Genomic DNA, 25,210 nt, shown 5'->3' on the forward strand with positions numbered 1-25,210 from the left:
TAGGAGACAATAGACCTATGTTAGAAGCGTATCATCAGCACGTTGCCGACCGAGCGAAATTAGGTATCCCTCCCCTTCCCCTCAACGCTCAACAAACGGCGGAATTATGCGAAATACTCAAAAATCCGCCCGAAGAACTCAAAGGAGAATTGCTGACCCTGCTGCGTGACCGTGTTCCCCCCGGAGTTGACGAAGCGGCCTACGTTAAAGCGGGATTTTTAACAGGAATTGCTAAAGGTGAAATAAAATCTAACGTTATCTCCCCCCAGGGTGCGGTTAGCTTACTGGGAACCATGGTCGGTGGTTATAACGTTCATTCTCTGATTGAACTGCTGAAATCCAGAGATATTAATATCGCCGCTGCCAGTGCCAGTGCTTTAAGTAAAACCCTACTGGTATTCGACGCATTTAACGAGGTTTTGGAATTATCCGACACCAATCCCTATGCTAAACAGGTCATCGATGCTTGGGCCAATGGTGCTTGGTTTATCGCTAAACCGAAACTTGCTAACCGGCCCGATATTCCCCTCCATGCTTTGGTATGTTAGAAACCTGTGTTGTCAAATCAGAATATGAAGAATGAATTGCTACACAACGAAAGCCCTGCTCTTACCCAAAAATGTTATCACCCATGAACACTTTTAATGAATTAGAAGAACTGGAAGCTTTTCAGCGCCGTTTAGAGTCTGCTCGTCTGCGTCGTCGTCAGTTGGAAGAGCAGCGCAGACAACTGGAGAATGAATATACTTCCTACGATACACCGGAAAAACTGAAAGGACTGGCTGAAATTGCCGAGACAGCTACTGAATCACCGACTTTTAAGGCAAAATTTTGCCATTTTTATCATCGAAGAGCGACGAGAACGACAGCAGATATAGTGGAAGGGGTGATCGGAATTACCTTTGGCAGCAATATCCCCTTAGCGATCGTAGCCCTAATTATTATTAAACTCTTAAGGATGCTTCTGGAAAACCGTCTTGATGATTATTGCGCTCAGTTTGGAGAAACCGAAACAGAATCAAGATAAAAAACCCTAAGATGCCTCATTAACAGATATTTCAGCTTTTTTGAGGGCAATTTGCCATTCTAAGTCGGCTATTTCTCGATCGAGTTCGGCAATTTCACTATTAACTTGCTTTAAATCGGCGATAATTTCTTGTTTACTGCGTTTTCTACCGTAGATAGCCAGTTCATCCTCTTGTAATTTCTCAAGGATAGAGTCTAGGGAACCGGTTAAATCGGCCGAGGGACTATCCATAATACCTAAACGCATTAAGACCTGTACCGCTTTGACAACGTCTTGCTGATAAGCTTCTCTAGAAGGGTAATCTTGGGGTTTTTTGAGATTTAAAGCGTCAATGATATTCATATTTCAGGTTATGAAGGTTAAATGCGAAACTGTGATTATGTCACATATACCTCAAGTTTCTAATAAATTCCCTAACGGGGATGGCAACATCTTTTATTCTAGAGTAGAAATGATTGATTGTCAGTAGCGGTTATTGCTTTACAACAATTACAAATTTTTGTCTGTTACAATTTATACAAAATGCTCTGGGATTACCCCGACTGAAAACTCAAATCCGATTAGTGATCACTGATCACTGATTGCTGATAAGATTGTTACGAAAATATAAACACGAAATTCTATAGTTAGCCATGACCCAAAACGGAAGCTCGAAGTCGATCGTTGTCTCTCCCTCGATCCTATCGGCGGATTTTAGTAAATTAGGAGCCGATATCGAGGCTGTGGATAAGGCAGGAGCCGATTGGATTCACGTTGATGTGATGGATGGTCGTTTTGTCCCGAATATCACCATTGGACCCCTGATTGTCTCCGCTATTCGTCCCTATACGAAAAAACCTTTAGATGTGCATTTAATGATCGTGGAACCAGAAAAATATGTGGCTGACTTTGCGAAAGCGGGTGCTGACATTATTTCTGTTCACGCTGAACATAATGCTTCTCCCCACCTCCATCGTACTCTTTGCCAAATCCGCGAACTCGGTAAACAAGCGGGTGTGGTATTAAATCCCTCCACTCCCTTAGATTTAATCGAATATGTGCTGCATTTGTGCGATTTAGTCCTAATTATGAGCGTTAACCCCGGTTTTGGTGGCCAGAGTTTTATCCCGGAAGTTGTCCCCAAAATCCGTCAATTACGTCAAATCTGCGATGAAAGAGGCTTGGATCCCTGGATTGAAGTGGATGGCGGCTTAAAACCGGCTAATACTTGGCAAGTTCTCGAAGCGGGCGCTAATGCGATTGTAGCAGGTTCGGCGGTATTTAATGCCCCCGATTACGGGACGGCGATCGAAGGTATCCGTAACAGCAAACGTCCCCAACCTCAATTAGCCACCGTTTAATTGCCGCGGGGGTGGGTTAGCTGTTGACTAATTAGGGTCTGCTGAAAAAGTTTTTTGTGGGGACAGGGTGTGGGGTGTGGGGTGTGGGGTGTGGGGTGTAGGTTTTTACTGATTCCCATCTGGTCAATTACCTAATTTTCAGAGAAAAAGTCCCGTAATTTTCCCACGATCACTCCCATAACTGGTACTTTTTGATTGACAAAAAGTCTAAAAGTCTTACCCAACAAGGTTTTTAGATTTATTCAGCCGGCCTTAATTATCTTAGTATTTGCACTAACCCACTCTGCTGATTTGTTCTAAAACCTGCCGCCATAAACCGGAATTAGAGACGGCTAAAACTTCGCTAGAATCAGCTTGTAGGGGATTACCTGACCAATCGCTAATTATTCCGCCCGCACCTTCAATAATCGGGATTAAAGCACAAAAATCGTAGTATTTCAGGTCTGATTCTAGGATGACCATCGCCATGGCAGTGCAGCCAGTGGCTAACATCATATAGTTATAACAATCACCCCCAAAAGCGGTACGTTTACAGACGCTTTGCAGCTGACGAGCGATCGCTTGCTGTCGTTCTGTGATAAACATTAAGGGAGTGGTGGAGGCTAAACAGGCATTTTTTAAGACAAGTTCCCGATCTTGACGGTAGGGATTAACAATCATCTGGTTATTATAAAGACTCGCTTTTCCCTTCACTCCTAACCAGCGATCGCCTAAAATCGGTTGATCGACAATTCCTAAAATCGGTTGATTTTCTGCCACTAGGCCGATTAAAGTCCCAAAAATCGGTAATCCCTTGACAAAAGAGGATGTGCCATCGATGGGATCTAATACCCAATAACGACCACTTTGGGAGGGAATATTGGCTCCTTCTTCCCGAATAACCCCATCTTCAGGCAATTCTCGCCGAATAATCGCCACCATCGCCTCCTCAGCTTCTTGATCGGCGATTGTTACTATTGAGGAAACTTGCTCGAGTTTTGTCTCGGTTTCTAGATGGGGCTGCCGAAAATAGCGCCGGATAATCTCTCCAGAAGTGTCCGCTAATTGATGAGCTAGTTGGATAGTGCGATCGATATTCATGAGGGGAAACAATACAGCAGAATTTAGAAGACAGGAGACAGGAGACAGGAGTAGGGAGTGTGGGAAGTGGGTAAGTGGGTAAGTGGGGAAGTGGGGAAGTGGGTAAGTGGGGAAGTGGGGAAGTGGGGAAGTGGGGAAGTGGGGAAGTGGGGAGGTGGGGAAGTGGGGAAGTGGGGAAGTGGGGAAGTGGGGAGGTGGGGGATTTAGCCGAAATTTCCCTATCACCCTAAATCCCTATTGCCTCTTGCATAGTGCGATCGATATTCATCAATAAAAATTATCCATACAGGAAAACAATAATGTTTATTTATGGTAAAGGGAAGTGGGGAAGTGGGGAAGTGGGGGATTTGGGGGAAATTTGCCTATCACCCTAAATCCCTATTGCTGCGTCGAACCTAGAACTATCAATGGGTAACAGCTTGATTTTGACTCCATAATTAAATTAGTCAACGATCGACTCAATCTCAAGACGAGAAAAAATTAATCTATTAGGAGTTTAGCTGATGACGGCTTTTACGGAAAATGACCTAAAAAGGTTAGAAAATCTGATTATCAATGGACAAAAAGCGATCGAAACTCGTTTAACTTCTCTGGAGAGTGGACAAAAAGCGATCGAAACTCGTTTAACCTCTTTGGAGAATGGACAAAAAGCGATCGAGAATAGCATCGGAGAGATCAAAAGAGAAATTCAAGTCCTAGAGATAGGACAGACGGAAATTAAGGGAGAAATCAGGACTTTAGACGCAAAAATCACCGGTTTAAATGAAAGAGTGCAACTCATCGAGGCATCCGTGGGAAAAATTCCCGATTTAGCTGAAAAAATTGGGGAAGTAAAAAACTGGAAACAGATCGGTATATCGATTGTGACTGCTGTTGTGGGTGGGGTAATTGGTTGGTTAATTCGGGGAAAATAAAACTAGGCAATGTAACATAGTATTAAGCATTTGTATATTTTTATTAATTTTTATGGAACAGACAGCTTTAAATCTGATCGCGATTACCGTTTTTTCGATCACTCTTTCCGTATTTGTCACCCCTTTGCTGTCTATTTCGCCTTTTGTCCCCGCTTTAGCTACTTTTAGCCTCTTGGGATTAGTTACCGTTGATACTCTCACCTTTAATAACCGGGGCGTGACTTTACTACTGGATGCTCTTTCTCCTAGTAAACACCGTCAAAGAGTTATTCACCACGAAGCCGGACATTTTCTCACCGCTTATATTTTGGGCATTCCGATCGCCAGTTATAGTTTGACCGCTTGGGAAGCCTTTCGTCAAGGCCAGGAGGGAGTCGGCGGTGTTCAATTTGAACTAGCAGATTTAGAGCAAAAAGTCAAGAACTTTACCGATTTTCCTGCTTTTTTAGAGAGAATTTCTACGGTGTGGATGGCGGGAATTGCTGCCGAAACCTTAGTTTATGGTAAAGCGGAGGGGGGAGAAAGCGATCGATTTTATCTGCAATCGGCCTTAAAATTAGCGGGGGTTCCTGAGAATAATTATGCCCAAAAAGAGCGCTGGAGTTTATTACAGGCAAAAACTCTTTTAGAAAAACAACAGACTGCCTATCAAGCTTTAGTGATAGCTATGGAAAAAAGGGCCAGTGTGGAAGAATGCTGTCGGGTGATTAGTGAAAGTTTAGTATAACGGGAAAAGTAATCAGGGATGAATTTGATGTTTTCCCCGTTAAATTATCAATCCGATCAGCGATTAGCTTTAATTGTGCGCGGGGCAGTACAAGGGGTCGGTTTTCGTCCTTTTGTTTATCGATTAGCAACGGAATTAAACTTAGCCGGTTGGGTGAATAACACAGCAGCGGGAGTTTTTATTGAAGTCGAGGGCAATCGAGACAAACTAGAAACTTTTTTGACTCGATTATCTTTAGAAAAACCACCTCGATCGCTAATTGAAAATATTGAGACTCAATGGTTAAATCCCGTCGGTTATCAAAACTTTAGCATACGTCCTAGCAGCGGCGGTGAAAAAAATACAATTGTTCTGCCCGATTTAGCCACTTGTCCCGATTGTTTAGCCGATATTTTTGACCCGAATAATCGTCGTTATCGCTATCCTTTTACTAACTGCACTAACTGCGGTCCTCGCTACAGTATTATCGAGAGTTTGCCCTATGATCGCAGTGCCACAACTATGAGGGGTTTTAATCAGTGTCCCGAATGTCAAAGGGAATACGAAAACCCTCTAGATCGCCGTTTTCATGCCCAACCGAATGCCTGTCCTCGTTGCGGACCCCAAATTAGTCTTTTAGATAGTCAAGGATGTGTATTAGCGGAAAAAGATCAAGCTTTAATTGCTACTGCTAGAGCAATTGAACAGGGAAAAATTATAGCGATCAAAGGATTAGGAGGATTTCACCTAGTCGTCGATGCAAGAAATACGGAAGCAGTGCAAAAATTGCGACAACGTAAACAGCGACCGGATAAGCCTTTTGCCGTGATGTATCCTAATCTTGAGTTAGTGAAAAACCACGGTTATGTATCTTTTTTAGAATCGCAATTATTGCAGTCTCCTGCAGCGGCAATTGTCCTGATTAAACAGCGAAAAAATTATCTTTCTGCTGCCGTTTCTCCGGGTAATCCCTATCTAGGAGTCATGTTACCCTATACTCCCTTACATCATCTTTTATTAGCAGAATTGGGCTTTCCTATTGTAGCAACCAGTGGTAATCTAGCCGATGAACCTATCTGTATTGAGGAAAAAGAAGCTTTAGAAAAATTGGGAACTATCGCCGATTTATTTCTAGTTCATAATCGTCCTATTGTTCGACCAGTGGATGACTCTATTATCAGGGAAATGGCGGGAAAAGGGATGATTTTGCGGCGAGCGCGGGGATATGCTCCCTTTCCCGTTAAAGTTAATGAGGGAGATTTTCCTCCGATTCTGGCCGTGGGAAGTTATTTTAAAAATACCGTGGCTATCTACCAAAAAAATCAAGTTTTTATCAGTCAACATATCGGCGATTTAGATACAGTTAATGCCGTTAATCACTTTGAAAATATTCTCGATAGTTTAAAAAAATTATACGAGTTTGTACCGGAAATTATCGCCTGTGATGCCCATCCTGAATATCTAGCAACCAAGTACGCTTATAGCTTAAATTTGCCCGTTATTCCCATTCAACACCATTACGCTCACGTTTTATCCTGCATGGCAGAGCATCAGCTACAACCTCCGGTTTTAGGGGTTGCTTGGGATGGAACAGGATACGGTTTAGATGGCACAATTTGGGGGGGAGAATTTATCCATATCACTGCCGATTCTTGGCAGCGAGTCGCCCATTTTAAACCCTGGCTATTACCGGGAGGAGAAAAAGCGGTTAAAGAACCCAGACGAGTGGCTTTAGGATTACTAGAAGTTATGGAAAATACTGATAGGATAAAATCAGCTTTTAGTGAACAGGAATGGTCGATTTTTAGGCAAATGTTAACCAAAAAAATTAATTGTCCTTTAACTTCTAGTGTCGGGCGTTTGTTTGATGGTGTGGCGGCGATTCTAGGTTTATGTTATCAATTAAGTTTTGAGGGACAGGCAGCAATGCAGTTAGAATTTGCCCTTGAGGGCATTAAAACGGAGGAATATTATAATTTTTCTTTATCAGCTGACTCACCCATAGTTATTGATTGGAATCAGCTAATTTTAGGAGTTGTTGAGGATTTAGAAAAACAAGTACAAATCGGCATAATTGCCGCTAAATTTCATAATAGTTTAAGTGAGATTATTGTAGAAATTGCTCAGAAAATAGGCAGAGAAAAAATTCTCCTGACGGGAGGCTGTTTTCAAAATCGTTATCTGACGGAAAGAACAATTAATCGCTTACAAGCTTCGGGATTTCAACCCTACTGGCAGCAAACTGTTCCCACTAATGATGGTGGTATTAGCCTTGGTCAAATTATCGGTGCTTTTTCTAGACTCAAACAGTTCTAGATAGGACAAAATTAACTTCTTGGTTAGGATAGACAAGAGGCAAGGGGTGCCTCTCACATTTGCAGAAATACCGACAATCAGCAATTATCAGTGACCCTTAAATTATTACAGACATATCAGCAGCTGCCTGTAAGCATCCCACCGAAAAACCAATGCGCTCTAGGGTTTGGGTAGGGTTGATTCATGAATCAACCCTACTATAGAGTTCTTGCATAATTAATTTTTGAGAGTGCAAAAATGAGATGCACCCAGAGGTAAGAGGTAGTTATAAGCGTTAAAGATAAACCACAGAGACACAAAGAACACAGAGAGCCGATTTTTTTCTAGACTGTTGAGATGGTCGAAAATTGAGATTTTAGTTTAAACGATGCCACTCAACGATTTTATTGCCTACTTTCAAAATAATTGCTTGACCTAAACCCAGTTCTTGTGTCACATTAACTAGATGGGCGAAATTTTGACGAGTGATTGCTAGTCCCTGCAAACAGGCTAGAAAATCGAGACAGAGAACCGTAGAGAATTCCCAAGTTTGCCGGTAAATACGGCAATTGTCCGGTAAAAAAGCCACAAGAGTGCGAAAATGAGTCAAAGCGGCTTTCTCAAAATTGGCGCTAGTGCAGTCAAAAGACGAGTGCTGATAGCTCATAAAAACTTTGCCTGATAGGGAGAGAGCAGGGTTTTCCTCAGACTAGCACCTCGCTTCTGGGGATCACGTTCCCTTTAGAATTTCTCAATAGACTGGCAAATCCCCCCAGAGGAGTATCGTTACCCGCGAGCCAATTGCTAGAAGCTAGGTTTCTTCCCAGAGATAGTGTACTTTAGATATTGATGTCCTTCCGGCTGGCAAGATAACCTATAAATTTCCCCACTCGTCCCTAGCGATAAAAGGCTGTATTTAGTCAAAAATCAAGTGTTGACTTTGATGCCAAACTTGCCTAGTAAAAAATGATGACAGCCTCAAGTTGCCGCTTAACTAATTGACTACTTAACTGATAACTGGTAACTAAGATTATGAATAATGCAATTGTCAAACCGAGAGATGTACAAGTAGCACCGATTGCCGTCGATACTTTTGTCTTTCGTTCCCGCACTTGGGACCGGTTAAAATTCGAGATCGAATATGGATTACAAAAGGGAACCACCGCCAATAGTTATCTGATTAAAGGTGAAAAGGTCGCTCTTTTTGATCCACCAGGGGAATCATTTTCGTCCATATTTTTAGAGGCTTTAACTAAAAGAATCGATCCGAAAACTATTGATTATATTATTCTCGGTCACGTTAACCCCAATCGTGCCGTCACCCTCAAGGCACTTTTAGAAATCGCTCCTCAAGTCACTTTTGTTTGTTCTAATCCAGGGGCAATTTCCCTGAAAAAAATTCTCGAAACCGAAGCATTAAATCTGTTGGTTGTCAAGGGGGAAGAAATATTAAATTTAGGAGCCAACCATCAATTAGAATTTATCCCCACTCCTAACCCCCGATTTCCCGATCAACTCTGTACCTACGACAGTAAAACTGATATTCTCTACACCGATAAATTATTCGGGGCGCACGTTTGTGGCGACCAAATTTTTGATGAGGGTTGGAGCGTTTATAACGAAGATCGGCGTTATTATTTCGATTGTCTCATGGCTCCCTATGCCAGCCAAATTAGCAACGCTTTGGAGAAATTAGCCGCTAAATCGCCCTTATTTTATGCTGTTGGTCACGGTCCTCTGGTGCGTTACGCGATGCACGAATTGACCCTTTCCTATCAACAATGGTTAGCAGTACAAAAGTCCCAAGAGTTGACAATCGCCCTGATTTATGCTAGTGCCTACGGCAACACCGCCACCCTCGCTCAAGCGATCGCCATGGGGATCACGAAAGCGGCAGTAGCAGTCACGGCGATTAATGCCGAGTTCGCTGAACCGGACGAGATCAAAACGGCGATCGAAAAAAGTGTCGGTTTTATCTTTGGTTCCCCCACTTTGGGAGGACACGCACCGACTCCCATCCAAACCGCCTTGGGGATTACCCTGGCAAATGGCGATAAAAGCAAGCTGGTGGGGGTTTTTGGCTCCTACGGTTGGAGTGGCGAAGCGATCGATCTTTTGGAAGGTAAATTCCGGGATGGCGGTTATCGCTTCGGTTTTGAGCCAATTCGGGTTAAATTTAAGCCCACGGAGGCAATTTTAAAGACCTGTGAGGAAGCGGGAACCGATTTCGCTCAAGCAGTCAAAAAAGCTCGCAAAAGCAGACAACCGAAAACTAATGTTAACCAATCCCAAAGCGATCGGCGATCGCAAGCCCTGGGACGTTTGGTGGGTTCTCTCTGTATCGTCACCTGCGAATTGGGAGAATTGCGCGGCGCCATGTTAGCCTCTTGGGTGTCGCAAGCGACGTTCACCCCCCCCGGATTGACTATTGCCGTGGCGAAAGAACGAGCGATCGAGTCTCTGCTCTATAGCGGTACGCCTTTTGTCCTTAATATCCTCCAAGAAGGTCAACATTTGGCTTTAATGAAGCATTTTCTTAAACCTTTTTCCCCCGGAGAAGATCGTTTTGCTAATATCGAAACCACTAAAGCTGAGAACGGTGGGCCGATTTTGGCCGAAGCGCTCGCTTATCTGGAATGTCGGGTAGAACAACGAATGGAGTGCGGTGATCATTGGCTGCTTTATGCGATCGCAGAAAAAGGTAAGGTTTTACACCAGGGTTTAACCGCTATCCATCATCGCAAATCCGGCAGTTATTATTAATTTGTCGTTATGATCATTTCAGGGGGTGTTTTCAGGCAGGATAACGCACCCTGATTGGTCTAAAAATATATTCTTATGAAAAGCATTGTTTTAATTGTTGGCTTTGAAACCTTTAACAGGAATTTGTATCGGCAATCGGGCCTGTTGGCTAGTTTTAAATGTCCCGATTTAGAAGTAAAAGTATTTAGCGATAAATCCTTGACGAGCGAACCGGAAATAGTCGAGCAAGCTTTAGCCACTGCCGACGTTTTTTTTGCTAGTTTGATCTTCGATTACGATCAAGTTACTTGGCTGCGGCAACGAGCGGCAGAGATTCCGATTCGCTTAGTTTTTGAGTCTGCTTTAGAGTTAATGAGTTTAACCCGTTTGGGAGAATTTGCCATCGGGGATAAACCAAAAGGAATGCCAAAACCAATTCAATTTATCTTGAGTAAATTTTCCAGTGGCAAGGAAGAAGATAAGTTAGCCGGTTATCTCAGTTTCCTTAAAACTGGTCCGAAACTACTGAAATTTATTCCCGCTAAAAAAGTTCAAGATTTGCGTAATTGGTTAATTATTTACGGTTATTGGAATGCGGGAGGAACCGAAAATGTGGCCGCTATGTGTTGGGTAATTGCCCAAAAATATCTAGGATTAAAAGTACAGGAAATACCCGAAGTTATTGAAACTCCCAATAAGGGACTATTACACCCAGATTATCAGGGTTATTTTCTCACTCCCCAAGAATATTTGACCTGGTATAAAAAAAATAAATCCCTTGATAAACCAGTGGTGGCGCTGCTGCTTTATCGGAAGCACGTTATCAGTAAACTACCCTATATTAATCAATTAATCCGTCATTTTGAAACGGCTAATTTAATTCCCTTACCCGTGTTTATTAACGGAGTGGAAGGCCATACAATTGTTCGGGATTGGTTAACCACAGACTACGAAATTCAGCAAAGAAAAAAAGGAATCATTGAAACTCCTTCTTTAAGTGAAGATGCGGTGACAGTAGATGCAATTGTCTCGACGATTGGCTTTCCTTTGGTGGGGGGTCCTGCGGGTTCTATGGAAGCAGGAAGACAGGTAGAAGTGGCTAAACGAATTCTGTCGGCTAAAAATATTCCTTATCTTATCGCTGCCCCTTTATTGATTCAAGATATTTATTCTTGGACAAGACAGGGAATCGGTGGTTTACAGAGTGTGGTTCTATACGCTTTACCTGAATTAGATGGGGCAATTGATACGATTCCTCTGGGGGGATTAGTGGGGGAAACTATCTATTTAATCCCTGAAAGATTACAGCGTTTAACTGGACGTTTAAACAGTTGGATTAAGTTACATAAAACCCCTCCGCAAGAACGCAAAATAGCCATCATTCTCTATGGATTTCCCCCGGGTTATGGGGCAGTTGGTACGGCAGCTTTATTAAATGTTCCCCGGAGTTTAGTTAAGTTTTTACAAGCTTTACAAGCGCAGGGTTATAATCTGGGAACGATTCCCGAAGACGGGGAAGAAATTATTCAAAAAGTTAAATTTGCCGATGATGAAAATCTCTCTAAACAAAATCGTTTATCGATAGAAACTTTAGAAAATTGGCTAGGTTATCTATTAACTTCTCGCATTGAAAAACACTGGAAATCCCTTAAAGATGCGGGAATAAAAACTATTGGCGACCAATATCATTTAGGGGGAATTGAGTTAGGTAATATCTGGATTGGAGTGCAGCCACCTTTAGGAATTGCTGGGGATCCGATGCGGTTAATGTTTGAAAAAGATTTAACTCCTCACCCTCAGTATGCAGCCTTTTATCAGTGGTTACAAAAAGATTTTAAGACCGATGCGCTCGTTCATTTTGGTATGCACGGAACCGTCGAATGGCTGCCCGGTTCACCCCTAGGAAATACTGGTTATTCTTGGTCAGATATTTTATTAGGAGATTTACCGAATTTATATATTTATGCCGCTAATAATCCCTCGGAATCTATCCTAGCCAAACGTCGCGGCTATGGGGTGTTAATTTCCCATAATGTGCCTCCCTACGGACGAGCGGGATTATATAAAGAATTGATGATTTTACGAGATTTGATTGCAGAGTTTCGAGAAAATCCTGAGAAAAATTACGCTTTAAGAGATAGTATCCTCCAAAAGATTATTGATACAGGTATCTCTAAAGATTGTCCTTTTCTGGAAGCAGAAAAACAGGGAATAGAATTCACTTTAGAAAATGCCAAATTATTTAGCCGCTATGCACTAACCGATTATTTTGTCAAGGTGTATAATTACCTACAAATCGTCGAACAAAGACTATTTTCTTCGGGTTTACACACCCTAGGAACTGCTCCTAATCAGGAAGAATTAAAAGGTTATCTTGATGCTTATTTTACCGATTTATCTGAGCGAGAATTTCAGCAAATTATCGCTGATGAAGCAACCAATGAAAAGCTTAAAGAAGGCATTGCTATTAAAAATTTATTAGGACAAAATAGCGAAGAGTTAACTAATCTTTTGCGGGGATTAAATGGGGAATATGTACCACCGGCACCGGGGGGGGATTTACTCCGGGATGGTGCGGGAGTTTTGCCCACAGGACGCAATATACACGCTTTAGACCCCTACCGGATGCCTTCCCCAGCAGCCTACACCCGCGGACGGGAAATCGCCAAAAAACTGCTAGAACAAAACTTAACCGAAAAAGGAAAATATCCCGAAACTGTAGCAGTTTTACTCTGGGGATTAGATGTGATTAAAACTAAGGGTGAATCCCTGGGTATTCTCTTAGAATTAGTCGGTGCGGAACCGGTGAAAGAGGGAACAGGAAGAATTGTCAGGTATGAATTAAAACCTCTAGGGGAAATTGGACACCCGCGCATCGATATTCTGGCTAATTTATCGGGAATTTTTCGGGATACTTTTATCAATATTATCGAGTTATTGGATGATTTAATGCAGCGGGCAGCCGAGATAGAAGAATCGGAAAATGATAATTATATCCGTAAGCACTATTTAGCCTTAAAAAGTCAAGGAATTGACAATGCCAGCGCTCGTTTATTTTCCAATCCTGCCGGGGATTTTGGCTCTTTAGTTAATGACCAAGTAGTGGAGGGAAATTGGGACAATGACAACGAATTAGCGAAAACTTGGGAAAAGCGTAATGTTTTTAGTTATGGTCGTCAAGATAAGGGACAAGCGCGGCCAGAAGTGCTACAACAGTTATTAAAAACCAGTGAAAGTATTATCCAAGAAATTGACTCGGTAGAATACGGTTTAACCGATATTCAGGAATACTACGGCAACACGGGAGGATTAAAATTAGCCGCAGAAAAACAAAGCGGTAAACGGGTAATGACAAGTTTTGTCGAGAGTTTTTCCAATGATACAACTCCCCGCAAATTAGAGGAGGTTTTGCGCTTAGAATACCGCAGTAAATTACTCAATCCTAAATGGGCCAATGCCATGGTTAATCAAGGTTCCGGTGGGGCCTACGAAATCTCCCAAAGAATGACCGCTTTAATTGGTTGGGGCGGTACGGCTAATTTTAGTGACGATTGGGTGTATGATCAGGCAGCCGATACCTACGCTTTTGATGCAGAAATGGCGGAAAAATTGCGTCAAGCTAATCCCGAAGCTTTCCGTAATATTGTCGGTAGAATGTTAGAAGCACAGGGTCGCGGTTTTTGGCAAGCAGACCCCGACAAATTAGAGAAATTACAGGAATTATATCAATTGACCGATGAAAAGTTAGAAGGGGTTACTTAGGGTTTGCTGAATAAATCTAAAAACCTTCTTGGATAATATCTTTAGGCTTTTTTGAAATCAAAAAGTGCCAGCGATTGGAGTCAGGTACTTTTTCCCCGAAAATTAGGTAATTGACTCCCTGAAAATTGGTACAACCCCACACCCTACACCCCACACCCCACACCCTGACACCAGGAAAAACTTTTTGCCGCAAACCCTACTTAGAGTTTTCATCGCAACAGGGAATCCTGATGATAATCTGATTTCCCTCCTGTTTTACTCAGCAGACGGATATTTTCAATCAGGATTGATTTTTCTAACGCTTTAGCCATATCGTATAAAGTCAAGGCTGCCACAGATACCGCCGTTAAAGCTTCCATTTCTACCCCAGTTTCCGATTTTGTCACCACTTCTGCCCGAATTTCGTAGCCGGGTAACTCTGCTTTCGGGATAATCTGAACATTGATTTTTTGCAGGGGTAAGGGATGGCAAAGGGGAATTAAGGAGGAAGTTTGTTTGGCCGCCATAATTCCTGCTAGTCTGGCCGTCCCTAAAACGTCACCTTTGGGCGCATTTCCCTGTTCTATGGCTTCAAAAGTCGTTTTTAGCATTCTCACTTGTCCTAGGGCGATAGCAGTGCGTTTAGTGGGCATTTTCTCCGATACATCCACCATCTGGGCCTGGCCTTGGCCGTCGAGATGAGATAATTTTTCTTTACCCTCTTGCGTCATTGAATGAACCTGTGCTATAGTAGTTTACTGTTGAGAAAAACAAGGGCTTGTAGCTTAGTGGATTAGAGCGTGTGGCTACGGACCACAAGGTCGGGAGTTCGAGTCTCTCCAAGCCCGTTAGATACAATGGCATATACTACAGGAATTAGGGACATATAGTTCCTAATTTCTTTGGTTTTTTGCCCCATCTTCCCACTTTCCTATACTTTTTAAACAGGATTTAGTATCAGCAGCCAGTTTTGCCGAGGTATTTTTTACCCTCAAACAGTGAAAGAAACTAAACTTTTAGGATTGTATAATACTAAATCTGGTTATTAAAAACTGATTATTTATTCCCCCTTTTGCCTTTTGCCTCTTGCCTTTTGCCTGTCCTTATAAGTAACCTATGCTCAACGGATTTAGTATAATATGAATTCTCCTGCACCTGTGCCGACACCCTTTCAAGTTGCTTTAGAGCGTTACCAGAATGCTCTAAATTATTTAGATACTTCTCATAATAAATCTCTGAAAAAAGCACAGGCTTTAGAAATTATTGCCGCCAGAGATGCTCTTCATAAACAAATGGAAGCTGAGGCGGAAATTTCGGTTGATATGTCGTCAAAATTAATCGAACAAGATAATAGATTAAAACAGAAAAGCTACAAAATTACTCAAGTTCTTGACTTAGCTGAATATCGGGAGACTTTACCTATTTCTGCTCAGGCTTGGTGGTGGCATTTAGAAAGTAGGGAATCTTTGCATCCTTGCAATCGCTTTGATTGGCTATTGAGAATCGGTAAACTGGTTTTATTAGGGGTTAATTTTACATTAATCGGAACGATTGCTACTCGGTTTCTTAGTGGTGGTTCAGGTTTGCTAGAAATAGGAGGTGTTATTTTTTCGACTTTCATTTCTTTATTACAAACTGAAAATGCTCTCACACGGACGCGCCAGAAGGGTTTTGTTAAGTTAATGAAATTGCTTGGGATTGCTGAACATTGGTATGAAGAAATACAGTTTTCTGTAACAGTAATAGTCTTTGCTATTCTCTTGGGAATTTATCTAAATTTCTCTTGGTTTTCTGAGCTTTATAAGCAAGAAGGAAGCCGTTTACAATCTCCTCCGCCAGCAAGTCAAGAATTTCCTAATTTAGCTTCAGCCGAAGAGAAGTATTTAAAAGCAATTGAGTTAGATCCAGATAATCTAGATGCTCATTATAAGTTGGCAACACTTTATGAAGAGTTACAGGATTTGACTAATGGGAAGAAACACTATTTAATTGCAGCAAAAGGTGGTTTTATAGATGCTTATAATAATCTCGCTTATTGGTATCTGCGCGATAATAAGAATGCAGAAGCGGTAGAGTTACTGGAAAAAGCTAAGAGATTATTAGCAGAAAAAGATGAAAAACTAGACCAATTTACTGAAGATGAGAAACGCAATTTAGCAGTACAAAAATATAGTATTTATAAAAATCTAGGCTGGGCCAGATTTAAGCAAAATCGCAGTGAAGATGCAGTTCCTAATCTTTTAGTTGCTATTGGTATCGCTGAAAATCCAGCTTATCAGAAATTTATCCGCAATCCCGGTGCTGCTTTTTGTATTTATGCTCAACTTTTAGAAAAAGAAGACAAGAAATTATCTCAGGAAAATTGGCGTAAATGTCTTAAATTAGCCGAAGGGAGGGAAATTAATACGGAGGAGGAGCAATGGTTATATGAAGCGAGGAAAAAATTAAAGTGAAGTAAAGTTTAGTGACTATTCTCTGAGTAATGCGCTAAATCCTTCTTGCTGAAAATGCTTATCAAAGGTTAATATTTCAGAGATTTCCAGTTGTCTCATAATCTGCATGGAAGCACAATCAGTTAAACTGTATCCTTTATCTAATCGTCTTTGGTAAAAATCAAAAGCCTGCTCAAATTGTTCACTGGTTTGGGGAATGATTTCTATACTAGAATCGTTTTTCAAATCGTTGGTTAAGTTAATAGCAGATTGGCGTAGATAATCTCCTCTTCCTGACAATGCGTTAAGTAATTCTGTCAAAATCATTTCGCTAGTAATTCCTGTAAATTTTCCTAGTCTTACTGTCATTAGTGTGGCAAGTTCATGGAGATTGTCTCTATAATCAGCGAGTGCTTGCAAATAGGATGTATCTAAGAAAATTTTTCTCATTCTTCCTCATCTTCTCTTGGTGCGCCGTACATATAGTGTTCAAAATTACGCGCAAAGTCTGTAGGTAAGTGTTTTCGCCATTCTGACTGGGGAACAAGTGCGCCAATTTCTGCAATTCTTTGCCAAAAAGGTTTTTTGCGGAATTCGGGATCAGCTTGAAGTTGAGCGAATTTTGCTTGTAATTCAGCTATTGTCGGAAGTTCCTCTATTGTCGGAATTTCTTCTGTGCGAGTGGGATTGTTTGGGGGATTCATAATCATTTAGTGGGATTGGTTTACTACATATATTATAACTTTGAATTGACGTTAGTTCTGTGTTTGTTATTCTTCCTCATCTTCTCTCGGTGCGCCGTACATATAATGTTCCGCGTTACGCGCAAAGTCTCTGGGAAAGTGTTTTCGCCATTCTGATTGGGGAACAACGTTACCAATCTCAACAATTCTTTGCCAAAAAGGTTTTTTGCGAAATTCTGGGTCATTTTCTAGTGCATCCCATTTAGCATCGAGTTCTTCCATTAAATTGTCTGATTCTGCGTTAGATTGAGGGTTTTGTTTGTCCATACTTGATAAGAAGTGATAGTTTGTTTTTATCATAGCATTTTTGAGTTGGAGCAAGGTACGGAGATTATCGAGGGTAATTAACCACAGAGACACAAAGAACACAGAGATTATTCACCGATATTATAATTTATACTGATGATGGCAAGAGAGCCGAATGTTTAACTGAAAGCTTGACATTATTTTATGTACAGACTATATTATAGTTATGGAATGGAATATTATATTTGATCCAGATTTTAGGTTCTGGTTTTATCAACAAGAACAGGGACTTCAAAATGAAGTATTTGCTGTTTTAACTGTATTGATGAAACTTAGACCAGCACTGGGGAGACCACGAGTTGATACCATTGAAGGAGCTTCTTTTAAGAATATGAAAGAGCTTCGTATTCAGTATAAAGGTGAACCTTGGCGTGTTTTATTTGCCTTTGATCCTCATCGACAAGCAATTTTACTTGTTGGGGGGAACAAGTCAGGTAACAAAAGATGGTACAAAGAAAATATTCCTATAGCAGATCAACGTTATCAAAAATATCTGGAAAAACTTAAGGAAGAAAAGTCATGAAAGAATATACCAACTTCTCGGAAGAATTTAATAAACTTTGTGGAGAACGACAAGCAATTATTAAAGCAAGAGCTTCCCAAATTTATCTGGAGGAACTTACGCTTAAGTATTTGCAGGAAAAACTAGGTTTATCTTTATCAGAATTGGCAGAGCATCTTGAAGTACAGCAATCAATAGTACCTAACCTTAAACAAGAGCAAAATCTAGAGCTAAATACACTGCGCGAAGTAGTTAACGCCTTAGGTGGAACTGTCGAAATTATTGTCAAAATTCCCAACAAAGAACCTATAATTATTGGTGACTATTCAGAAACGAAGTGTAATTAACCACAGAGACACAGAGGACAGGGAGATTATTTGCCAATGTTATAATTTGTACTCAATAATAAAGGTGTTCGCTTTTGGAACACAATATTTAAGATGGAATTAACGGGAAGACTCCATGAACGCTATAAAGCAAAAATCTTAAATTGATAAAAGTCTAATCCGAAAAATACGATCTGTCACTGACACAATTGCTCCCGTCTTTAATGCTTTTGTACAATCTCGTAAAACTATAGTTAAACGCTGATTAATTAGATTGTAGTTTTCATTGCCTAAACGGAATAGGATGACACTTGGTAAATTATCACCACTAATAGCGAGAAGTTGAGAAAAATCTAGATCGACAGTTAAAATTATCCGCTTTTCTCTTTTTGCTTTGGCAAGAATTTACTGATCAGATAAAGTTTGTAAGCCTTCATCTCGAAGATGAACGACATCATAACCTTGTTCTCTTAACCATGAGACTGTACGCAGAGAAATCCCCATATCCGCTAGAAACTCTATCTCCATTGCTCGATTAATTCAAAATGATGAACTTGTTCTCTGGCTAACCAAGAAGCATATAATAAACATTGGTGAATATCTTCTCTTTCTAGGTCAGGGTATTCCTCTAAGATTTCCTCTATCGGCTTTTCGTTAGCAAGTAGATTAAGAATTAAAGAAACAGGAATACGCATTCCTCGAATACAGGCTTGACCTGCCATAATTTTGGATTTAAAAGTAATTCGGTCTAATTGTTTTAAGGTCATATAGTTTCCATAAATATGAAGATGATACCTGTGGTAATTTTATTATAGCTAATTCTATAGTTGCGAGCGGAAGTGGGAAATTACTCCTTCAGTGAGGGTGCAAAGCTTGTCTCCAACCCCATAGGGAAGATTAGGGAATGGTGAGGTTTTAAGTTGTAGTAGTATAGTATAACAAGTTAGACGAGAAAACGGTTTTTTTAAAAAACCCGTTTTCTGAAATCTTATGCTAAAGTTCAACAACGAACCTAATTAAAGCCAAACCTCAAGTGATTCAACCCATGAATAAATTTCTCAAACTCTTTACCCCCATTTCCCTGATATTAATTACGGTAGGATTTCCGGCGGCGACTTTTAGCAACACTGTTGGAGTTAACACGATTTTTCAGGTAAAAGGGAAAGTTACCGTTAAAAAACCACAATGGAAAAAAACCCTTCCCGCTTCTGTCGGACTTACCCTCAGTTTTGATGATGAGTTAGAAGTGGCAGCTAATGCTTCAGTTAAGGTTTATTGTAGTAATCAACAGACTTGGACGGTTAAAACAGGAAAGTATATTGTTTCTAGTGGCTGTCCTCGGGGAAATCCTGTGATTTCACTTCCCAATAGTAATAATACAACCCTCCGTCCAACAGGAAATAAAGAGAAAGTTTTAGCAAAATTACCTTATCTAATTACTCCTCGTCAAACGAATATTTTCACCAATCGTCCTCCCCTGCGGTGGAATGCTGTTCCGGGTGCAACTAATTATACTGTCAAAATAGATGGGGTTAATTGGGAAACGCAGACAAATAAAACTGAAATAGTCTATCCTGGTGAACCTCTTCTGGAAGCAGGAAGGCGATATCGAGTAACCATAGAAGCTGATAATGGTGCGTCTTCTAGACGTGATGATGAAAACGTCGGGTTTATAATATTAGATGAACAGACGAAGAAAACGGTTTTAGATGCTCTTAAAGCTGTTCAACAGCAGCAATTATCCCCGGAGGAAGCAGGGTTAGTTTTAGCGCATCTTTATCGAGGTTATGGGTTGTATGGGGATGCGGTTGAGGTATTAGAAGGATTGGTGAAGCAAAATAGTCAGGTTGCTACGGTTTATCAACTGTTAGGGGATACTTACCTTAAGATAGGGTTGCCTCAGTTGGCAAAAAAACCTTATGAAAAGGCGTTAAAACTGGCAACAAATACGCAGAATTTGTCAGTGCAAGCGGAGATACAAGCGGGTTTAGGAATAGCTTATCGTATCTTGGGAAATAAGAATGAGGCGATACAGTGGTTAACCAAGGCGAAGGGGACTTATAATCAGTTAGGGGATACTTCGCAGGTTCAGGAATTGGATAAAATAATTAATGACATTTTAAGGAGGGAGTAAGGATGGAAGTTATAGCACTCCCGTAGGGGCGAAGCATTCGGGCAATAACCTATCGCTGAAACCGTAGATTTCTTATCCGAATGCTTCGCCCCTACAACTTATTTGAAATTACTATAAATTATGGATAATGGCTACTACTTTTGTACGGAGGTAATTACACAATGGATAAAGATAAACTCATAAAATATCGTCAAGCAGTGCAAAATTTGTTAAGTCGCTATGTAGCAGAAGATGTTACCGGTGAAGACGTAGAAGTACAATTAATGTTTGATGTGGAACGGGATCATTATCAGTGGATGAATGTAGGATGGGAAGGTTTAAAACGAGTTTACCGCTCGATTGTTCATTTTGATATTCGTGATAATAAGATCTGGCTACAACAAAATTTAACGGAATTGAACCCAGCAGAGGATTTAATTTCAATGGGTGTTAAGAGGGAGGATATTGTTTTGGGACTGCAACCACCCTATAAACGGCCTTATACTAATTATGGTACTTAAAACAAATTCTCCTTGTCCCCTTGTTCCAAGGCTTTGCCTTGGAACACAATATCTAAGGCTCTGCCTTAAAGTAATGTTATAATTCTGGAGAGGTTGTTTTTAGTGGTGAAACGGCAGAAAAAATCAGAATTTTACTACAGCACAAGGCTCAACCCGACAAATCTATTCAAGTTAATGTTTTTGCCTATCAATAAACTCTAGGGATAAAAAACCAATGAAAGTATCAATCAAATCAGGGATAGCGGTTGTCGTCATTACCGGGATTATGGGATTATCGGGAGTCATGTTAAACCCAACGGTGGGACAGGTGATTTCTCAGGTTTCACCGCAAGATAAATTAGCCGAAGCAGAGAGGCTAACTCAGCAAGTTATTCAATTGTATCAGCAGGGGAAATACAACGAGGCGATTCCTCTGGCAGAACAAGCTTTAGCTATCAGGAAACAACAATTAGGAGACAACCATCCCTCTACCGCCATCAGTCTCAACAATTTGGCAGAACTTTACAGAGTTCAAGGAAGATACAGCGAAGCCGAACCCCTCTACAAACAAGCCTTGACTATCATTAAACAACAATTAGGAGACAACCATCCTGCCACCGCCATCAGTCTCAACAATTTGGCAGGACTTTACAAGTCTCAAAGCAGATACAGTGAAGCTGAACCCCTCTACAAAGAAGCCTTAGCTATCAGGAAACAACAATTAGGAGACAACCATCCCGATACTGCCTCCAGTCTCAACAATTTGGCAGAACTTTACAGAGTTCAAGGAAGATATAGCGAAGCTGAACGCCTCTACAAACAAACCTTGACTATCATCAAACAACAATTAGGAGACAACCATCTCCTAACTGCCACCATTCTCAACAATTTAGCAGGACTTTATAGAGTTCAAGGAAGATATAGCGAAGCAGAACCTCTCTACAAAGAAGCCTTAGCTATCATTAAACAACAATTAGGAGACAACCATCCCGACACCGCCACCAGTCTCAACAATTTGGCAGAACTTTATGGAGTTCAAGGAAAATACAGCGAAGCCGAACCCCTCTACAAACAAGCCTTGACTATCATTAAACAACAATTAGGAGACGACCATCCCGCCACAGCCACCATTCTCAACAATTTGGCATTACTTTACCAGTCTCAAGGAAGATACAGCGAAGCCGAACCCCTTTTAAAACAAGCCTTAGCTATCAGGAAACAACAATTAGGAGACAACCATCCCGATACTGCCTCCAGTCTCAACAATTTGGCATTACTTTATGGGGTTCAAGCAAGATATAGCGAAGCCGAACCCCTTTACAAACAAGCCTTGACTATCATTAAACAACAATTAGGAGACAACCATCCCCTAACCGCTTCCAGACTCTAAAATTTGGCTGCACTTTACAGAGTTCAAGGAAGATATAGCGAAGCCGAACTCCTCTACAACAGGTCCTTAGCTATCAGGAAACAACAATTAGGAGACAACCATCCCGATACCGCTGCTAGTCTCAACAATTTGGCATTACTTTACCAGTCTCAAGGAAGATACAGCGAAGCCGAACCCCGTCACAAAGAAGCTTTAGCTATCTTCAAAAAACAATTAGGAGACAACCATCCCCTAACCGCCACCAGTCTCGATAATTTGGCATCACTTTACGATTCTCAAGGAAGATACAGCGAAGCCGAACCCCTCTACAAACAAGCCTTAACTATCAGGAAACAACAATTAGGAGACAACCATCCCGATACCGCCATCAGTCTCAACAATTTGGCAGGACTTTACACAGTTCAAGGAAGATACAGCGAAGCCGAACCCCTCTACAAACAAGCATTAGCTATCCATAAACAACAATTAGGAGACAACCATCCCCTAACCGCAGCCAGCCTCAACAATTTGGCAGGACTTTACTGGTCTCAAGATGATATTCCTCAAGCAATTAATTATCTCACTCAAGGACTTGCAGTACAAGAATACAACCTCTCAGAAAATCTAAAAATGGGGGATGAAAAGCAAAAACAGGATTATATACGAACCGTATCAGGAACAACTGATGGAGTAATTTCCCTTAACCTCCAATCTGCACCCGATAATCCCCAAGCGACTCAACTGGCACTAAAAACTATCTTAGAACGTAAAGGACGAATTTTAGATGTTTCAACCAATAGCTTACAAATTCTCCGACAACGTACTGATGACCTCGAAAGTCAACAATTATTAACTCAACTGATTGAAGTTCGGACTCAACTATCTAACCTAACTTTTAAAAAGCATGATGATTTTCCCTCACCAGAAATTTACCGTCAACAACTTGAAGAAGTTACCGAAAAAGCAAAAGAAATAGAGGGTAAAATCGGTGTTCGTAGTGCCGAATTTCGTAGCCTATCCCAACCCATTACCCTCGAAGGTATTCAAAAGTTAATCCCTGCTAATGCTGCTTTAGTTGAAATAGTCCGCTATCGACCTTTTAATCCTAAAGCACCTGAAAATCAACGCTTTGGCATTCCTCGTTATGCTGTTTATATTCTCTATCCCAATGGTGACATCAAAGCCAAGGATTTAGGGGAAGCTAAACCGATTGAGGACAAATTAATTTACTTCCGTAACAATCTTGCAGATGTTGACAAAGTAACTGGAATACCTCAAACTCCTATTCCCCAACTCAAAGAATCAGCGCGTCAACTTGATGAGATATTGATGCAGCCTATCCGTCAATTATTAGGCAATACTAAAACAATTCTGCTTTCTCCTGATGCTGGACTTAATTTAATTACTTTTGAAGCTTTAGTAGATGAAAATAATCAATACTTAGTGGAAAATTATCATATTACCTATCTCACTTCTGGACGGGATTTATTGCGCCTTAAAGATAAATTTGCTAGTCAACAATCTCCGCTTATTGTAGCTGATCCTTTCTACGGTAAAGCAGGGGAAAAAGTCGCTCTCACTCGTTCCATCGACCTGTCTGAGTTTACTTTTCCCGGTCTTCCGGGTACAGAGGAAGAAGCTAAAGCGATTAAAAATCTCTTACCTCAAGCCACTGTTTTAACTGGTTCTCAAGCCACAGAAAACGCCGTCAAACAAGTGAAAAAACCGAATGTTCTCCACATCGCTACTCATGGTTTTTTTAAACCAGAAAGCAATTTGAGTGAACGCAATCCGGGCGAACGCAATCCGGGCGAACGCAATTCGCCCCTACAAGGTGAACGTAATGTGATTGAGAATCCTTTATTGCGTTCTGGGTTAGTTTTAGCAGGAGTTACAATCGGTCAAAGTGCAGGAGATGATGGGGTTTTGACTGCTTTAGAAACTACCAATTTAAACTTAGTCGGAACCAAATTAGTTGTGCTTTCTGCTTGCGATACGGGGAAAGGAGATATTAAAATCGGTCAGGGAGTTTATGGATTGCGCCGCGCTTTAGTTATTGCGGGAAGTGAAAGCCAATTAATTAGCCTTTGGAAAGTTTCTGATGATGCGACTAAAGATTTAATGGTTGCCTATTATGAACGCTTACAAAAAGGAGAAGGACGCAGTGAAGCTTTACGACAAATTCAACTAGGAATGCTCAAGGGTGAGAAGCAAAAACATCCTTTTTATTGGGCAAGTTTTATTCCTTCTGGTGATGCAACTTCGATGGAGTTTAGTTCATATCCATAAACATAATGCAATATTTGCTATCACCCAACTAAAAATCATGAAAAATACTGTCACTCTAGAAGAAATACTCCAATTAGCCAAGCAACTTTCCTCATGCGAGGGTGTGGCCTGTGGAAAATCTCGATCGCCTGTTGGTTCGAGGCTGTAATTGGTTAAAAAACTATTTGATTGTCAATCCTCAAATGCTGGCTAAATTATCGACCTGCCAAACTGCTGACCTCACCCAGCCTAGTGCGAGTATTTTAATGAAACAAAGCGAAGCCTTAGCTAGGGAAGGCAAAATCAATGAGGCAATTGAAGGCTTTAAAATCGCCCAAAAGTGGAATCCTAGCCTCCGTTTTGATCCCGTCGCCCGCGCCAACCAACTCGCCAACGACGCTAAAAAGGGAAAATAAAGTCAAAAGTCAAAAGTATAATCTGAGAGAGAAGGAGAAAAGAGAAAAAATGAACCCAAAAAGTGACCATAGATCAAAAGGACTTCAGCCCTTAGTTTGACAATTATTGGAGAGGTCTAGTGTAGTGGCGTAAGGAACCTGCGCCCTCTGGATATCTTAGCAATTGTCTATAATGCAAAAGTAGCTCCAAGACTTCCTATTATGAAGGAACTCAAACTCATCTCTCATCACTCCGGCTCCCTCAAACCTCTAATCGAAGGCGCAATCGCTGAAGCCCTACGTTCCACTGAAGCGGGTATCCAGCGTACCGAACAACGACTGCGAGAATTTGAGGACAAATATCAACTGTCCACAGCAGAATTTCTGCATCGCTACGAAAACGACGAATTT

At 41.1% G+C, this 25,210-nt stretch carries 22 protein-coding genes, 1 tRNA gene and 3 pseudogenes; 17 read left to right on the top strand and 9 right to left on the bottom strand.

Annotation, left to right across the window (positions count from 1 at the left end):
- Window positions 1–17 precede the first annotated feature (17 nt).
- Window positions 18–542: pseudogene (locus tag O9295_RS05065) on the top strand (aconitate B); the annotation flags it as partial.
- An 89-nt stretch (window positions 543–631) separates the two neighbouring features.
- A complete protein-coding gene (locus O9295_RS05070) occupies window positions 632–1,027 on the top strand; it encodes a hypothetical protein (protein ID WP_288032170.1) in 396 nt (131 codons plus the stop codon).
- Between the two features lie 6 nt (window positions 1,028–1,033).
- Here O9295_RS05070 and O9295_RS05075 read toward each other — a convergent pair whose 3' ends face one another.
- The gene (locus tag O9295_RS05075) at window positions 1,034–1,369 is read right to left on the bottom strand and encodes a hypothetical protein (RefSeq protein WP_147068859.1); all 336 of its coding nucleotides are present in this window, start codon (window positions 1,367–1,369) and stop codon (window positions 1,034–1,036) included.
- 290 nt (window positions 1,370–1,659) lie between these two features.
- On the opposite strand from O9295_RS05075, the gene rpe reads away from it, so the two are divergent.
- A complete protein-coding gene (gene rpe, locus O9295_RS05080) occupies window positions 1,660–2,367 on the top strand; it encodes a ribulose-phosphate 3-epimerase (protein ID WP_287970367.1) in 708 nt (235 codons plus the stop codon).
- A gap of 273 nt (window positions 2,368–2,640) precedes the next feature.
- Here the strand turns inward: rpe and hisN are convergent, their stop codons facing one another.
- Complete coding sequence (hisN, locus tag O9295_RS05085; RefSeq protein ID WP_288032172.1) at window positions 2,641–3,447, bottom strand: histidinol-phosphatase; 807 nt, start codon at window positions 3,445–3,447, stop codon at window positions 2,641–2,643.
- A gap of 503 nt (window positions 3,448–3,950) precedes the next feature.
- On the opposite strand from hisN, the gene O9295_RS05090 reads away from it, so the two are divergent.
- The 3 genes from O9295_RS05090 to hypF are packed head-to-tail and all read left to right on the top strand — an operon-like array spanning window position 3,951 to window position 7,383.
- Window positions 3,951–4,361, top strand: a complete 411-nt coding sequence (locus O9295_RS05090) for a coiled-coil domain-containing protein (RefSeq protein ID WP_149985491.1) — start codon at window positions 3,951–3,953, stop codon at window positions 4,359–4,361.
- Between the two features lie 52 nt (window positions 4,362–4,413).
- A complete protein-coding gene (locus O9295_RS05095) occupies window positions 4,414–5,088 on the top strand; it encodes a hypothetical protein (RefSeq protein WP_002797278.1) in 675 nt (224 codons plus the stop codon).
- A 27-nt stretch (window positions 5,089–5,115) separates the two neighbouring features.
- Window positions 5,116–7,383: a carbamoyltransferase HypF gene (gene hypF / locus O9295_RS05100; protein ID WP_288032175.1), complete on the top strand. Its 2,268-nt coding sequence runs from the start codon at window positions 5,116–5,118 to the stop codon at window positions 7,381–7,383.
- Between the two features lie 355 nt (window positions 7,384–7,738).
- Here the strand turns inward: hypF and O9295_RS05105 are convergent, their stop codons facing one another.
- Entirely contained in the window at window positions 7,739–8,029 is a 291-nt protein-coding gene (locus O9295_RS05105) for a hypothetical protein (RefSeq protein ID WP_271937994.1), read from the bottom strand.
- Between the two features lie 365 nt (window positions 8,030–8,394).
- Between O9295_RS05105 and O9295_RS05110 the strand changes: the two genes are divergently transcribed.
- Both O9295_RS05110 and bchH read left to right on the top strand, forming a co-directional pair.
- The gene (locus O9295_RS05110) at window positions 8,395–10,125 is read left to right on the top strand and encodes a diflavin flavoprotein (protein WP_288032178.1); all 1,731 of its coding nucleotides are present in this window, start codon (window positions 8,395–8,397) and stop codon (window positions 10,123–10,125) included.
- A 75-nt stretch (window positions 10,126–10,200) separates the two neighbouring features.
- Window positions 10,201–13,866: a magnesium chelatase subunit H gene (gene bchH / locus O9295_RS05115; RefSeq protein ID WP_288032180.1), complete on the top strand. Its 3,666-nt coding sequence runs from the start codon at window positions 10,201–10,203 to the stop codon at window positions 13,864–13,866.
- 209 nt (window positions 13,867–14,075) lie between these two features.
- On the opposite strand, the gene moaC is transcribed toward bchH, so the two are convergent.
- Window positions 14,076–14,576 carry a cyclic pyranopterin monophosphate synthase MoaC gene (moaC, locus tag O9295_RS05120; RefSeq protein ID WP_052276318.1) on the bottom strand — a complete coding sequence of 167 codons (501 nt, stop codon included), beginning with the start codon at window positions 14,574–14,576 and terminating at the stop codon, window positions 14,076–14,078.
- Window positions 14,577–14,619: 43 nt separating this feature from the next.
- On the opposite strand from moaC, the gene O9295_RS05125 reads away from it, so the two are divergent.
- Together O9295_RS05125 and O9295_RS05130 are read left to right on the top strand one after the other, a co-directional pair.
- Window positions 14,620–14,693, top strand: a tRNA-Arg gene (locus tag O9295_RS05125).
- 291 nt (window positions 14,694–14,984) lie between these two features.
- On the top strand, window positions 14,985–16,298 hold the full coding sequence (locus O9295_RS05130; RefSeq protein WP_288032182.1) for a tetratricopeptide repeat protein: 1,314 nt from the start codon (window positions 14,985–14,987) through the stop codon (window positions 16,296–16,298).
- A 15-nt stretch (window positions 16,299–16,313) separates the two neighbouring features.
- On the opposite strand, the gene O9295_RS05135 is transcribed toward O9295_RS05130, so the two are convergent.
- The 3 genes from O9295_RS05135 to O9295_RS05145 are packed head-to-tail and all read right to left on the bottom strand — an operon-like array spanning window position 16,314 to window position 17,287.
- Window positions 16,314–16,727, bottom strand: a complete 414-nt coding sequence (locus tag O9295_RS05135; RefSeq protein WP_052276320.1) for a type II toxin-antitoxin system VapC family toxin — start codon at window positions 16,725–16,727, stop codon at window positions 16,314–16,316.
- The gene (locus O9295_RS05140) at window positions 16,724–16,987 is read right to left on the bottom strand and encodes a hypothetical protein (protein WP_002766985.1); all 264 of its coding nucleotides are present in this window, start codon (window positions 16,985–16,987) and stop codon (window positions 16,724–16,726) included. The genes O9295_RS05135 and O9295_RS05140 overlap by 4 nt, the downstream gene beginning before the upstream one ends.
- Window positions 16,988–17,047: 60 nt before the next feature.
- Entirely contained in the window at window positions 17,048–17,287 is a 240-nt protein-coding gene (locus tag O9295_RS05145; RefSeq protein WP_190720696.1) for a hypothetical protein, read from the bottom strand.
- Between the two features lie 205 nt (window positions 17,288–17,492).
- Here O9295_RS05145 and O9295_RS05150 point away from each other — a divergent pair, with 205 nt between their 5' ends.
- Entirely contained in the window at window positions 17,493–17,849 is a 357-nt protein-coding gene (locus O9295_RS05150) for a type II toxin-antitoxin system RelE/ParE family toxin (RefSeq protein ID WP_288032185.1), read from the top strand.
- Complete coding sequence (locus tag O9295_RS05155; RefSeq protein ID WP_016516765.1) at window positions 17,846–18,175, top strand: helix-turn-helix transcriptional regulator; 330 nt, start codon at window positions 17,846–17,848, stop codon at window positions 18,173–18,175. Before O9295_RS05150 ends, O9295_RS05155 begins: the two co-directional genes overlap by 4 nt.
- A gap of 138 nt (window positions 18,176–18,313) precedes the next feature.
- Here O9295_RS05155 and O9295_RS05160 read toward each other — a convergent pair.
- Window positions 18,314–18,682, bottom strand: a pseudogene (locus tag O9295_RS05160) (DUF5615 family PIN-like protein).
- Complete coding sequence (locus O9295_RS05165; RefSeq protein ID WP_288032187.1) at window positions 18,673–18,921, bottom strand: DUF433 domain-containing protein; 249 nt, start codon at window positions 18,919–18,921, stop codon at window positions 18,673–18,675. Before O9295_RS05165 ends, O9295_RS05160 begins: the two are co-directional and overlap by 10 nt.
- 278 nt (window positions 18,922–19,199) lie before the next feature.
- Here O9295_RS05165 and O9295_RS05170 point away from each other — a divergent pair, with 278 nt between their 5' ends.
- From O9295_RS05170 to O9295_RS05195, 5 genes and pseudogenes are all read left to right on the top strand, one after another.
- Window positions 19,200–20,288, top strand: a complete 1,089-nt coding sequence (locus O9295_RS05170) for a tetratricopeptide repeat protein (protein ID WP_288032188.1) — start codon at window positions 19,200–19,202, stop codon at window positions 20,286–20,288.
- 161 nt (window positions 20,289–20,449) lie between these two features.
- A complete protein-coding gene (locus O9295_RS05175; protein ID WP_288032190.1) occupies window positions 20,450–20,788 on the top strand; it encodes a XisI protein in 339 nt (112 codons plus the stop codon).
- A gap of 214 nt (window positions 20,789–21,002) precedes the next feature.
- A pseudogene (locus tag O9295_RS05185) lies at window positions 21,003–24,425 on the top strand (CHAT domain-containing tetratricopeptide repeat protein).
- A 110-nt stretch (window positions 24,426–24,535) separates the two neighbouring features.
- Window positions 24,536–24,820, top strand: a complete 285-nt coding sequence (locus tag O9295_RS05190) for a hypothetical protein (RefSeq protein WP_002754846.1) — start codon at window positions 24,536–24,538, stop codon at window positions 24,818–24,820.
- A 201-nt stretch (window positions 24,821–25,021) separates the two neighbouring features.
- Window positions 25,022–25,210: hypothetical protein (locus tag O9295_RS05195; RefSeq protein WP_288032194.1), on the top strand; the 189-nt coding region annotated here is incomplete at its 3' end.

The sequence above is a fragment of the Microcystis sp. LE18-22.4A genome (genome assembly GCF_027531105.1).
In the GTDB taxonomy this organism is placed as follows: domain Bacteria; phylum Cyanobacteriota; class Cyanobacteriia; order Cyanobacteriales; family Microcystaceae; genus Microcystis; species Microcystis aeruginosa.